Source organism: Rhodopseudomonas sp. BAL398, assembly GCF_033001325.1.
Lineage (GTDB): Bacteria > Pseudomonadota > Alphaproteobacteria > Rhizobiales > Xanthobacteraceae > JARJEH01.
This window is the reverse complement of the sequence record NZ_CP133111.1, coordinates 34,727-47,906: the sequence shown is the minus strand read 5'-3', so window position 1 is coordinate 47,906 and position 13,180 is coordinate 34,727. Positions and strand designations below refer to the sequence as shown.

The window sequence follows — 13,180 nt, the reverse complement described above, 5'->3', positions numbered from 1 at the left end:
CAGCGTTCCGATATTTGCGCGAGACTGGAACCATGTCAGGTACGAAAATTCTCTGGGGGCAAATCCTCGTCGTTTTCACCATCGTCCTCACCACTACCTGGGCGGCGACAGAGTGGACCGCCTGGCGCCTAGGCTTTCAGGCGCAACTCGGCGCGCCCTGGTTCGAAGTCGGAGGGTGGCCGATTTACTATCCACCCGCGTTCTTCTGGTGGTGGTATTTCTACGATGCTTATGCCCCTCCGATCTTCATTGAGGGAGCCATCATTGCTGCCTCGGGCGGCTTCCTGGCAATTGCTGTAGCCATTCTTATGTCGGTCTGGCGTGCTCGCGAGGCGCCGAACGTTTTCACCTATGGATCGGCAAGATGGGCGAAAGCTGATGAGATCAAGTCTGCCGGTCTGCTTGGCCCCGATGGCGTCGTCCTGGGTAAGCTCAAGGACGACTATCTTCGGCATGAGGGACCGGAGCATGTGTTGTGCTTCGCGCCGACCCGCTCGGGCAAGGGCGTCGGTCTGGTCATTCCGTCGCTTCTGACCTGGCCGGGCTCGGCCATCGTCCACGACATCAAGGGGGAGAACTGGCAGCTCACGGCAGGCTTTCGCGTCCGGCACGGCCGCGTGCTCCTGTTCGATCCAACCAACCCCGAGTCCTCCGCCTACAATCCTTTGCTCGAAGTTCGACGCGGCGAATGGGAGGTGCGCGACGTTCAGAACATAGCCGACATCCTCGTCGATCCCGAGGGTTCGCTGGAAAAGCGCAATCACTGGGAGAAGACCAGCCACGCACTTTTGGTCGGCGCCATCCTCCATGTCCTTTATGCGGAAAAGGACAAGACACTCGCCGGCGTCGCCGCTCTCCTGTCCGATCCGAAACGCCCCATTGAATCCACGCTCGCCGCCATGATGAAGACGGCGCATCTTGGCGAAGCCGGGCCGCATCCGGTTATCGCCAGCGCGGCCCGCGAACTCCTTAACAAGTCCGACAATGAACGCAGCGGCGTCCTTTCTACCGCCATGTCGTTCCTCGGGCTCTACCGCGATCCTGTCGTCGCGAAGGTGACGCGCCGCTGCGACTGGCGCATCACTGATTTGGTAGGCGGCAAGCGCCCGGCGACACTCTACCTTGTCGTACCGCCCTCCGACATCAATCGGACCAAACCGCTCATCCGCCTCATCCTTAATCAGATCGGCCGGCGGCTGACCGAAGACCTGCAGGCCAGAACCGCGCGGCACAAATTGCTGCTGATGCTGGACGAGTTTCCAGCACTCGGCCGCCTCGACTTCTTCGAGAGCGCGCTCGCCTTCATGGCAGGCTACGGGCTCAAGAGTTTCCTGATAGCGCAGTCGCTGAACCAGATCGAGAAGGCCTACGGGCCGAACAACTCGATCCTCGACAATTGCCACGTCCGGGTGAGCTTCGCCACCAATGACGAGCGAACCGCGAAACGGGTGAGTGATGCGCTCGGTACAGCGACTGAGATGCGGGCGATGAAGAACTATGCGGGGCACAGGCTTTCACCCTGGCTCGGCCATCTGATGGTGTCGCGGCAGGAAACCGCAAGGCCGCTGCTAACGCCAGGTGAGGTCATGCAACTCCCGCCAGCGGACGAAATCGTCATGGTCGCTGGCATATCGCCGATCCGCGCGAAGAAGGTTCGCTACTTTGAGGACCGCCGTTTCGAGGAGCGCATTCTGCCACCGCCATCCATAGCGGACCCTGCCGAAGCCGAAAAAGACGAATGGAGCGCGTTGCCACTACCGCCCAAGCCGACGCTTCACACCGACCGATCTGGCAACGCTGGCAACGACGAGGATACCACCGATTCCGAACGGCGCCGCCAGCCGGAGCTCGGCCGCGCCCAGCCCGTCGAGAAAAAGGAGCCAATCGAAAACGAATTCGAGATCGACCCCTTCGATGATGATCAGGAAGAAGCCGCGCGCAACAGTCGGATGTCCCGCACGATGCAAAGGGTGGCGCGGCAAGTCTCGCTCGACACCAAAGACGGAATGGAACTCTAGCCTATGCCCGCCCGAAGGAAAAAGACGCAGATCTCCGTCTATCTTGACCCGGACATCATGGCGATGCTGTCGGACTATGCAGCGCGGCGCGAGCAATCGCAGTCGATGATCGCGGAGGCGGCGATCGCCTCCTTTCTTTCGCCCGACGATGCTGAAAGGCGCGAGGCCGTCATTGCCAAGCGGCTGGATCAGATCGACAGGCGCATCTCCCGTCTGGAACGAGATCTCGGTATCTCTGTCGAAACGCTGGCCGTCTTCGTTAGATTCTGGCTCACCACGACGCCGGCACTTCCGGAACCGGCCGCCCAGGCAGCTCGCGCCAAGGCCGCAGAGCGCTACGAGTCTTTCATCACCGCGCTCGGCCGCCGTCTCGCCAAGGGACCGAAGCTTCGGCAGGAGATACCGGAAGACGTGGAGAGAGAGGCCAGGTGAGGCCAAAAAGAACTCGTGTGAAATGGACGGACGGGAACGCCTTGGCAATTTCCTATCATGCCAATGAGGCCATCACAGGATTTCTGCCGACCGTCGGGTATCCATATTAGGGGCTGCCTTTAGGCAAGGACGCTACCCTCGCCTCGCAGACCGTCAGCAAAGTCATCAATCCCGCGGATTTCTTCCAGATGATGGATGCCGGTCTGCGGCGGCTCATCAAGCATGAGCACGATTGTTTGAGATGCCATCAGCGCAGTGATCTCCGCTTCCTTCCTGGCCTCGAATGACATGAAACGTCGAGACGGCTTTCCTTGCGTTCGACCAACGGCGGTGACCGACAATCCCACCCGGTCCGATCCGACCCGAAACTTTGAAAACAGCCATCTCATAACGCCGCGCATCCCCTGGATCCGACCAAGGTGACCGAGAAGACGCAATCCCCCTGCCGTCACAAGCGGCGTATCGAACGCAAGGCGCGTCGTCACGCGCTCATAGCCGTGGCGCCGCATCAGGACGTGCTGGTCCGCGAAATCGAACGGGATAGATGCTCGTTGAACAGATCGGCTTCCGAACGCGATCCTGCGGATTGCGGATGAGGGATACGGACGCAGGTTCTCCAATGTCCAATTCAACGCGGCCGTTCCATGAGCGTCCCCGAGACCGAGGAGGATACCGATCTCTATTTTCTCGACCTGATCCATGCCGTCTGCACAGGCCCGCGCCATGAGATTTGTCAGGCCAGGCGCGAGGCCCACGGAAAGCACGGCCCATCCACCGCTCGCAATCGCAAAGGCCTCGAGCGCCTCGATCTGCCGGAAAAGGTCGTCAGAAGCCGTTATATCGATATAGCCAAGACCCCGCTCCAGAACCGCTTCGGCGAAGGCCGGCCCATCCTGGTCCATGCAAACGACGACAACGTCTATTCCTTCAAGCGCTCCTGACCAGGTTCGCCCGTCGTTCAGGTCGATCGTCGTCCAGCGATAGCCCAGCTTCTCCGCGACGCCTTGGGCGGGCGCACGTCTCCGCCCGCCGATGGTCACGGCAGTGCAGCCCATCTGCCGCAACCGAGCCGCCATGGCGCGTCCGACCTGGCCGTAGCCTCCGACGATCAAGACACTCCGTTTACTCATCGTCAGCGCCTGATCCGATCGAAGGCCGCGCGCGCATCAGGCCGAGCGGACATCGAGTTCGCTCATCATGCCGGCGGCCATGTGCGCCATGTGATGACAATGGAGCATCCAAGGCGCGACCTCACCGGCATCTAAGGCAATCGTCACCATCCCCATCGGCGGAACATGCACCGTATCACGGACGGCGCCGGCGATCCGCTGACCATTGACGTCCACGACCTGGAAAGCGTGTCCGTGGAGATGCATCGGGTGCGCCATCATCGACATGTTGTGGAACATCATCTCGACACGCTCGCCCGACATGACCGCGACCGGCGTATGGCTGCCCCAGAGTTGCCCGTTGAGCGACCACACATAAGGGCTCATCTGGCCGCCCAGCATGACCATATGCGTCCGGTTCACCGGCCGATCCGGGAGAGGATTGAGGGCACGGAGCGCCAACTCCGTCGTCATGTCGCCGGAATAGGCCGGATGCTCGGCGTCCGCCGTGGAAGAGATGCGTCGCACCTCGGCGCCGCGCGGGGCAAGCACGATACCGGTCCTTTGCGGTGCGCCTTCGCGCAAGGCCAGGACAGGCAAGACCGATCCGTCTGCTGGCATATCAATCTCGATGTCGAGCCGTTGCCCTTGAGCGAAGCCGAAGCGCGTTCCTTCCATGGGCTCTACGGCATCTCCGTCGACGGCAACCAGGCGACCGACCACCGATCCGAGATCGATCCAGAATGCCGTCATCGACGCCGCGTTGATGGCACGCAGGAGAACGCGTCCACCCCGCTCGACCGCTATCACCTCGGGATCGTCCAGGGTCCGGTCATTGGCGAGATAGGCATCGAATTCGAAGTCGTTGAGATCCATCTCCATTCCGGAGTCGTGGCCCATCCCCGCCATGCCGCCCGACATCGCGTTCGGCATTGGCATGGACATCGGATCGGATTCGTGATGCCCGACGATCCGCCGCGGGAATTCTCCCATGGAGTGGCTACCTTCCTGCACCTCGCCATGCGGCATCGCGCGGCCGGACGTGATCTCCTCAAGGACCTCTTCGCCGGAGCGGAAGGAAAAGTCATGCAGGAAGAGAACGACCTCCTGCCTGTCAGCAGCCAGATCTTCGGCACTTCGAACGATCAGGGGCGCTGCGAGCTGATCGACCTCCTGGGCCGGGACATGGCTGTGCATCCAGAACGTTCCGGTACGGGGCGCAAAATCAAAGGATCGGCTGCCGCCCGCCGGAATCATCGGGCTCGTGTTCGACACGCCGTCCTGGGCGTTCGGCGGGATCTGACCATGCCAGTGCACGATGGTCTCGACATCGAGATCGTTCGTGAGGTCGACACGAAAGCGCTGACCGGGATCGAGGATCAGTCCGGGCCTTCCGGAGCCGTCGACAAGACCCAGGACCGAGGCGGCACGGCCGTCGACTTCGATCGTGCGACGCACGGCGCGCAATGTGAGCGCATTGGCCTTGGTGGAAGCTTGCGCGTACACGGTGCCGGGAAGCGACGCCATGATGCCGGCGGCAGCGCCGGATGCCAGGAAACTGCGACGTGAGAGTGGAGCCATTTTGACACCTTGAGCAAAAACGCGTTCAATTCCGAATTCAGAGGTCCAGCCGCCGCAGTCTGAGCGCGTTGGCGATCACCGAGACCGATGACAGCGACATGGCGGCGGCCGCGATCATCGGCGAGAGCAACAGGCCGAATACGGGGTAGAGCACACCGGCTGCGATCGGCACGCCGGCCGTGTTGTAGACGAAGGCAAAGAACAGGTTCTGCTTGATGTTGCGCAGGGTCGCCTTGGCGAGCTTTCGCGCCCGTACGATCCCTGTGAGATCGCCGCCCAGCAATGTTAGCCCTGCACTTTCCACGGCAACATCGGCGCCCGTGCCCATGGCAATGCCGACATCGGCAGCGGCGAGCGCCGGCGCGTCGTTGACGCCGTCGCCCGCCATGGCCACCGAACGGCCCGCCGCGCGCAACTCGTCGACAAAGGCTTTCTTGCCTTCCGGCAGAACGCCGGCGCGCACGTCGTCGATGCCGAGCTTTGCCGCCACCGCCTCGGCGGTGCGCTGATTGTCGCCGGTCGCCATGATGACGCGCAATCCCTGCGCATGCAGGTCACGGATCGCGGCCGCGGTCGTTTCCTTGATGGGGTCCGCCACGGCGACGATACCGGCAAGGGTGCCGTCTACGGCGACGAACATCGCGGTCTTGCCCTCGGTCCTGAGAGCGTCGGCCTTTTCCTCACCGCTAGCGGCGTCACCGCCGATTGCCTGCATTAGCGCGGTGTTGCCGAGCGCGATGGAGCGGCCGCCCACTGTTCCCGTCACGCCCTTGCCGGTGACGGCTTCAAAGTCCGTGGCCTTGTCGAGTGGCACGCCCCGCTCCCGCGCGCCCTCGAGAATGGCTTCGGCCAATGGATGTTCGGAACCGCGCTCCAAGGCTGCCGCCAATGCGAGAACGTCGTCCTCCGGAATATCCCCAAGGGCGACCACATCGGTCAGCTTCGGCCGTCCCTCGGTCAGCGTTCCGGTCTTGTCGACGATCAGCGTGTCGACGCGCGCCATGCGCTCCAGCGCCTCGGCGTCCTTGATGAGAACGCCTGCCTGCGCGCCGCGTCCCGCCGCCGTGGTGATCGAGATCGGCGTTGCAAGCCCGAGCGCGCAGGGACAGGCGATGATCAGGACCGACACTGCCGCCGCGATTGCGAAGACGAAGGCGGGACTCGGTCCAGCAAAAAGCCAAACGACAAAGGCGAGGATGGCGATGCCGACGACCGTCGGTACGAAGACTTCCGAGACCCGATCGGCCAGGCCTTGAATGGGCGCGCGCGAACGGCGCGCCCCGGCCACCATGTCGACGATCTGCGCAAGCACCGTGTCTGAGCCGACCGCCGTCGCGCGAATCGCCAGCGTGCCGTTCTTGTTGATCGTTCCGCCGGTCACCCGGTCGCCCTCGGTTTTCTCGATGGGGACGGGTTCGCCCGTGATCATACTCTCGTCGATCGAAGACCGGCCCTCGGCCACTTCACCGTCGACCGGCACGCTGTCGCCGGGGCGTACGCGTAGCAGGTCGCCTTCGACAATGTTCTCCAGCGGCGCGTCATATTCGGAGCCGTCGGACAGGATGCGTCGCGCGGTCTTGGGCGCAAGGTCCATCAGCGCCCGGATGGCGTCGCCGGTGCGCTCGCGGGCGCGCAACTCCAGCACCTGACCGACGAATATCAGCGCGATGATGACGACCGCGGCCTCGTAGTAGGTGCCGACCATGCCCCCCATCCGGTACTGCTCGGGAAAGACGCCGGGCAGGAAGGTCGCGACGAGGGAGTAGAGATAGGCCGCGCCGACACCGAGCGATATGAGCGTCCACATGTTGGGCGATCGGTTCTTTACGGAGTCCCAGCCGCGCTGGAAAAACGGCAGCGCCGCCCACAGCACGATCGGCGTGGCGAGGAGAAACTCGAGATAGATCGCGATCTGATGGCCGATCCAGTCGCGGACGGGAAGACCGACCAGTTCACCCATCGTCAGGATCACCAGGGGCACCGCAGCGGCGGCGCTGATCCACATCCGCCGCGTGAAATCGGTCAGTTCCTCGCTTGGCTCGTCGGACGGCACCATCGGCTCGAGCGCCATGCCGCATTTCGGGCAGGCGCCGGGTTCGTCACGCACGATCTCCGGATGCATGGGACAGGTCCACTGCGTGCCCTGCGGCGCACGCTTGCCGACCTTCGCCGCGTTGCCCGAGGCGTAAAAATACGGATCGGCATCGAACTTCGTCCGGCAGCCATCGGAGCAAAAGTAGAAGGTGTCACCCCCGAAGTCGCGCATGCGCGCCTCCGGCTTAATCGTCACCGTCATCCCGCAAACGGGATCGGTTGCCGTTTCGCCGGCTTTCGGATCCGGGTGATCATGGCCGGCATGATCGTGGCCATCGTGATTGTGCGACGTTTGGTCGTGATGCTGGTGAGAATGCTGCGCCATTTCGAATGCTTCCTGACTGACTTGGCGCACAAGGTAGTGCTTCCAGTAACTGGAAGGTCAAGAGCCTGATTGTCCTTTTATCTTCCAGCTCAGCCCGAATGATGCATGTGACCGGTCGACGGCGGACGAAGCCGCAGGAATACCGCCTCGAAGGCAAAGACGACGGCAATCCCGCCGACGGCAATGACGACGATCGCCGGGTCCGCCTGCCACTTCATCAGTCCGAAGGCTGCGAGCACCGCCGCGTCGAGCGTGATCGCCGTCAGCAGGATCCATGACCGGGCGCCGATGTCATGCCTGAGGTTCCGGTACACACCCCAGTGGATGACCATGTCCATCACCAGATAGAAGAACGCGCCGAGCGAGGCGATCCGGCTGAGATCGAAGAAGATGGTCAGAAGGCTGGCGATCACCACAGTGTAGACGAGCGTATGATCACGGATCGCCCCTGGCATACCGAAATGGCTGTGCGGCACGAGCTTCATGTCTGTCAGCATGGCCAGCATGCGCGAGACCGCGAAAACGCTGGCGATCAGGCCGGACGCCGTAGCAATCAGGGCCAGAGCCACCGTCAGATAGAAACCAACCTGCCCGAAGGCCGGTGCCGCCGCCTCGGCCAGCGCATAATCCTTGGCGGCGATGATACGATCGAGCGGCAGGCTAGAGCCGACCGCGAAAGCCACAAGGAGATAGACGACGACGCAGATCGCGATCGAGACCACGATGGCGCGGCCGACATTGCGGTGCGGCTCGGTGATCTCGGCGCCGCTGTTGGTGATCGTCGTAAACCCCTTGAAGGCGAGGATAGCGAGCGCAGCTGAAGCCAGAAACCCTCCCGCCCCGGTCTCGCCGCCCGTCGCCTCGAAGGAAAAACCACCGGCCCAAAGCGCCGCAACGCCGAACAATGCGATCCCGAAAACCTTCAGGAACGCCATCACAATAGACAGCAACCCGACCGACCGGTTTCCCGATACGTTCACAAGCCAGGCGAAGACAATGACGGCGACGCCGATGGTCGGCACCAGCCAGCCTGTGGGCTCAATCCCCAATCCCCGCAGCGCATAGGCGGCGAAGGTTCGCGCGACGAGGCTCTCGTTGATGACCATCGACAGCGCCATCAAAAGCGCCGCGCCTGCCGCGACGGTCGTCGGCCCGTAGGCCTTGACCAGGATCATGCCGATGCCACCGGCCGAGGGATAGGCGTTCGACATTTTGACATAGGTGTAGGCGCTGAACGCCGTGACGATGGCGCCGGCGATAAAGGAGAGCGGAAACAGAGGTCCGGCCAATTCCGCCATCTGCCCGGTCAGAGCGAGGATCCCCGCCCCGATCATGACCCCGGTGCCCATGGCGATGGCGCCAGGCAAAGTAATGCTGTCTTTTTTGTAGTCCGTCATGATCGTCCGCTCGAAATCGCTTTTCCCAGTGTCGGCGAGTGACGCCGAGTCGCTGATCTATTTAAAGGTTCCAGCAACTGGAGGGTCAAGGGTCGACGAATGGATCAGATCAGGAAGGCCTTGAGCGGCATCCAGATGCCCATGGCCATCATCATGAGGCTTTCGGTCAGGGAGACGAAGCCGAGCGGCACCGAAGAGCTGCCCCCGACACAGGCGCATTTAAGCTCGCGCTTGTCGATGTAGACCGCCTTGAAGATGCTGACAGCCCCGACCGAGCCGATGAACAGCGCCACCGGCGCCGATATCCACACGAGGATGCCGGCCGTCATCAGGATACCGGCCAGCGCCTCGCCAAACGGATAGATCGTGCCATAGGGCACCCACTGGCGCGCCAGCAGGTCGTAGTTGAGGAACATGGTCGAGAAGCTCTCGACATCCTGGAGTTTCTGGATCGCCAGGATGGTCATCGACAGCGAGATGAACCACTCAAGCGCCCGCAGCGTCAGAACCGTGCCGTACTGGTGCCAGGACAGCCCCAGCGCCAGCAGGGCGGCGACCGCGAAAATGGCGATAACCGGCCTGTAGGAGGTGTCGCTTTGCTCCTCCGGCGGCGGATCGATCTCGAAATAGACCCGCAGACCGTCGTAACCACCGACCCGTTCGCCACCGATGAAGGTCTGCGGCGTCGTCTCCACACCTTGGTCCTCCATGAAGGCGTCGGTCTCTTCGCGCGTGGTCAAGTGATGGTCATCAACCTCAAAGCCCCGACGCTTGAGAAGATCCTTCGACTTCAGGCCATAGGGGCAGAGGTGATCGCGCATCACCATGCGATAGAGTCGCGCGGTCCGGGTTCCGTCCTTCGCCATCACCGCCTCCTAGGAGCCCGCGCAGGTGTACTGGCCGCGGAAGCCGGCCTCGTACTCCGCGCCGGCCGTCACTACCAGATCGTAAAGATCGCCGCTGTCGGTCTCATGCAGTTCAGCCGAGAGCGGCTCGGCGGTGAACGTGCCCCCTTCGGGGCCGGTTTCGCTTACGTCAAGGCGAACGAGGTCGCCGCTGATCTTGACCAAAGCAGCCGTTCCTTGCGCGCTCTCGCCCGCGACCAGCACGGGCGGGCTGCCCTCGGTATAGGTGAAGCGGCAGGCTGCGCCATCCGGGAAAACCCGAGCGATCTCATCCTCGGTCAGGAACTCCGGATCGACCTTGGAAAGTTCTTCACTGGCGAGCGCTTCCTCAGCGCCGACAAGCTCCGCCGGAGTCGTCGCCGCGCGCTGCGTGGCCTTCCCGTTGGCGTCGATGTCGGCGATCAGATAGCGCATCTCGGCGATCTCCTTGTCCTGGGCGTAGATGATGTCGTCGGCCAGGGTGCGCACCCGCGGATCGGTTATGTTGGCGCGACTCGACGTCATGATCGCGATCGAATGGTGCGGGATCATTGCGCTCATATAGCTGCGGTCCTCGACGGTAACCTGGCTGCGCACGAGCGATAGTGCAGCAGCGAAGACGACAACCGAACCGGCGAAAATGGCGATGTTTGCGGTACGGTTCGCGTACATGGACAGCATGAAGGCGAGCATGATGACCGCCATGGACGCGCCCATCACAAGGGCCATGTAGGCCCGGGTCTCCGACCAGAAGACGTGGCTGAGAAGATAGGTGTTCAGATACATCAATCCGAACATCATCACGGTCGATGTGGCGATCATCGCGAAGAAGCGGCCGTAATGCATGCTTCGTCTCCATGTTTTGTTCGTTTCCCCAATTAACGACCTTCCAGCGCAGGAAGGTTCCAAAGTCGCAAGGGGGCTTGACCTTCCAGTAGCTGGAATCCCTATGTTGCCGTGCATCAGGAGGATGCGCCCATGAACATTGGAGACGTCGCCGAAGCGAGCGGCCTGCCCGCCAAGACGATCCGCTACTATGAGGACATAGGTCTCGTTCGGCCGAAGCGCGGCCAGAACGGCTACCGCGCCTTCAGCGAGGCCGACGTGTACAAACTGGCGTTCCTGTCGCGCGCGCGATCGTTGGGCTTCTCGATCGAAGACTGTCGCTCCCTCATGTCGCTCTACGAGGATCGTGACCGGGCAAGCGCCGACGTGAGAAACATCGCCAGCGATCACCTGGACCGGATCACGTCCAAGATCGCCGAGCTTGAATCGCTCCGCCGCACGCTCGAAACGCTGATCCATCGCTGCCACGGCGACGATCGTCCCGATTGCCCCATACTCGACGATCTTTCGGGAAGCGAGGCGACGCAGTGAACAAGAAAATCGTGGCAGTGGGAGCCATCGCCGTGATCGTGGCTGGTGTTGGAGCCTGGTTCCTGCCCGCGCAGGACGAGCCGGCCCGATCGTCGCAAGCCAGTACGATCGTGCGCCTGCCCGATCTGGAAGGCGCCGCCGCCGATGGCGCGGACCTGTTTGCAGCCAACTGCGCCGTCTGCCATGGCGAGAACGCCACGGGCACGGATCAAGGCCCACCATTCGTCCATCGCATCTATGAACCGAACCACCATGCCGACATCGCCTTCCAAATGGCGGTACAGCATGGCGTGCGCGCCCATCATTGGCGGTTCGGAAATATGCCGCCCGTCGATGGGGTGAACCGAGCCGAGGTCGAAAAGATCGTTGCCTATGTCCGCGCGCTGCAGCGGGCAAACGGCATCGAGTAGTGGAGACAGTGACGACATGCATCTAACAAGACGAACCATGATCTCCGGCCTGGTCGCCACTGCGGCGGCATCGGCTCTTCCGCGCCCGTTGCATGCGCAGACGGAGGCGGCCGAAACACTCACGGCGCGTGCGGCGACTGCGCGCATCGCGCCAGCCGACTATCCGGACACGGCGGTTTGGTCCTATAACGGCGCCGTTCCCGGTGCTCCGATCCGGCTTCGTCAGGGCGAGCGTCTGCGCCGGCTGTTCCGCAACGATCTCGACCAGCCTGGAACCGTTCATTGGCATGGGATTCGAATCGACAATGCCATGGACGGCGTCCCCGGTCTCACCCAGTCCGTCGTCGCGCCTGGCGACAGCTACCTCTACGACTTCGAGCTGCCGGATGCCGGCACCTACTGGTTCCATCCGCATAACCGGGCCTGGGAGCAGATGGCGCGCGGCCTGTCTGGCGCCTTGATTGTGGAAGAGACCAACGGTGCGCCGGAGGTCGATCTCGATGAGGTCTTGCTGATCGACGACTGGCGCCTCTCCGAAGACGGGCAGATCGCCGGCGGCTTCAACGACATGCATGACTGGGCCCATGCGGGCCGCATCGGCAACTGGGTGACCGTCAATGGCACGGGCGGCTGGCGCCGCATGGTCGCACGCAATGCGCGGGTACGCCTTCGCCTCATCAATGCGGCCAATGCCAGAATTTTCAATGTCGCCGCTCAGGGTCTAGAAGGCTGGATCGTCGCGCTCGACGGCATGCCGCTGGACGCGCCCCGGCGCTTCGACCAACTCACTCTCGCCCCGGCGCAGCGCGCTGATCTCGTTGTCGACGTGACCGCAACCGTTGACGAGAAGGCCTATCTCGTAGGGCTTGAGGGCAATTCCGGCTATGCACTGGCGACCTTCGATGTCGACGGCGAAGCGCATGCCGAACGATTGCCTGCACCCAACGCCCTGCCAGCCAATCCGGTGTCTGCTCTCGGTGCGGTCAATGAGGCGCGCCGCATCGAATTGCGAATGGAAGGAGGCGCCATGGGATCAATGCGAGGCGCGACGATGTCCGGCCGTATGATGGGCATGTCCGAACTGGTGAATGCCGGCAAGGTCTGGGCATTCAACGGCATGGCGGACATGCCCGATAATCCTCTTTTCGAAGCGCGCGCAGGAGAGACAGTCAAGGTCGCCATCGTCAATGATACGGCTTGGCCGCATGCCATGCATTTGCACGGACACCATTTCAGACAGGTCTTGCGCGACGGCACGACAGGTCCGCTGAGGGATACGCTGCTGATGGACCGTGACGAGAGTGTCGAGATTGCCTTCGTCGCAGATAATCCCGGTGATTGGCTGCTTCACTGCCACATGCTGGAACATTCCGCCGGCGGAATGATGACATGGCTTCGTGTGACATGAGGTAAATCCAGCCGCACCCTGCAACGGCAGTCAATCGAAGAACCGAGCAACTCGCAAATCTTCCGCAATTTCCGGAAGCAGCCGGGCAGGAACGGATCGCCGTTCTCCTGTTTTCACACGCTACACTACGACGCCGCTAATCCCT

Annotated in this window: 11 protein-coding genes; 5 read left to right on the top strand and 6 right to left on the bottom strand. The window is 62.5% G+C overall.

Features of this window, described 5'->3' with window-relative positions; translation table 11 throughout:
* The first annotated feature begins 32 nt into the window (after positions 1–32).
* The gene (locus RBJ75_RS00215; RefSeq protein WP_044410268.1) at positions 33–2,018 is read left to right on the top strand and encodes a conjugal transfer protein TraG; all 1,986 of its coding nucleotides are present in this window, start codon (positions 33–35) and stop codon (positions 2,016–2,018) included.
* A 3-nt stretch (positions 2,019–2,021) separates the two neighbouring features.
* Positions 2,022–2,450, top strand: a complete 429-nt coding sequence (locus RBJ75_RS00210) for a hypothetical protein (protein WP_044410271.1) — start codon at positions 2,022–2,024, stop codon at positions 2,448–2,450.
* Positions 2,451–2,569: 119 nt separating this feature from the next.
* Here RBJ75_RS00210 and RBJ75_RS00205 read toward each other — a convergent pair whose 3' ends face one another.
* From RBJ75_RS00205 to RBJ75_RS00180, 6 genes are all read right to left on the bottom strand, one after another.
* The gene (locus RBJ75_RS00205; RefSeq protein WP_044410274.1) at positions 2,570–3,580 is read right to left on the bottom strand and encodes an NAD-dependent epimerase/dehydratase family protein; all 1,011 of its coding nucleotides are present in this window, start codon (positions 3,578–3,580) and stop codon (positions 2,570–2,572) included.
* Positions 3,581–3,616: 36 nt separating this feature from the next.
* The gene (locus tag RBJ75_RS00200) at positions 3,617–5,140 is read right to left on the bottom strand and encodes a multicopper oxidase family protein (RefSeq protein WP_044410277.1); all 1,524 of its coding nucleotides are present in this window, start codon (positions 5,138–5,140) and stop codon (positions 3,617–3,619) included.
* Positions 5,141–5,177: 37 nt separating this feature from the next.
* Entirely contained in the window at positions 5,178–7,559 is a 2,382-nt protein-coding gene (locus RBJ75_RS00195; RefSeq protein ID WP_044410280.1) for a heavy metal translocating P-type ATPase, read from the bottom strand.
* 89 nt (positions 7,560–7,648) lie between these two features.
* On the bottom strand, positions 7,649–8,956 hold the full coding sequence (locus tag RBJ75_RS00190; protein WP_044410283.1) for an APC family permease: 1,308 nt from the start codon (positions 8,954–8,956) through the stop codon (positions 7,649–7,651).
* Between the two features lie 104 nt (positions 8,957–9,060).
* Positions 9,061–9,783 carry a glutaredoxin family protein gene (locus tag RBJ75_RS00185; protein ID WP_044410290.1) on the bottom strand — a complete coding sequence of 241 codons (723 nt, stop codon included), beginning with the start codon at positions 9,781–9,783 and terminating at the stop codon, positions 9,061–9,063.
* 48 nt (positions 9,784–9,831) lie between these two features.
* Positions 9,832–10,686 carry a DUF305 domain-containing protein gene (locus RBJ75_RS00180; protein WP_080901002.1) on the bottom strand — a complete coding sequence of 285 codons (855 nt, stop codon included), beginning with the start codon at positions 10,684–10,686 and terminating at the stop codon, positions 9,832–9,834.
* A gap of 132 nt (positions 10,687–10,818) precedes the next feature.
* Here RBJ75_RS00180 and cueR point away from each other — a divergent pair, with 132 nt between their 5' ends.
* Genes cueR through RBJ75_RS00165 form a run of 3 tightly spaced genes read left to right on the top strand, consistent with a single transcriptional unit; the run spans position 10,819 to position 13,035 of the window.
* On the top strand, positions 10,819–11,217 hold the full coding sequence (gene cueR / locus RBJ75_RS00175) for a Cu(I)-responsive transcriptional regulator (protein WP_044410287.1): 399 nt from the start codon (positions 10,819–10,821) through the stop codon (positions 11,215–11,217).
* Positions 11,214–11,627, top strand: a complete 414-nt coding sequence (locus tag RBJ75_RS00170) for a c-type cytochrome (protein WP_044410289.1) — start codon at positions 11,214–11,216, stop codon at positions 11,625–11,627. Before cueR ends, RBJ75_RS00170 begins: the two co-directional genes overlap by 4 nt.
* Before the next feature lie 37 nt (positions 11,628–11,664).
* Entirely contained in the window at positions 11,665–13,035 is a 1,371-nt protein-coding gene (locus RBJ75_RS00165; protein ID WP_276156979.1) for a multicopper oxidase family protein, read from the top strand.
* Positions 13,036–13,180: the final 145 nt, after the last annotated feature.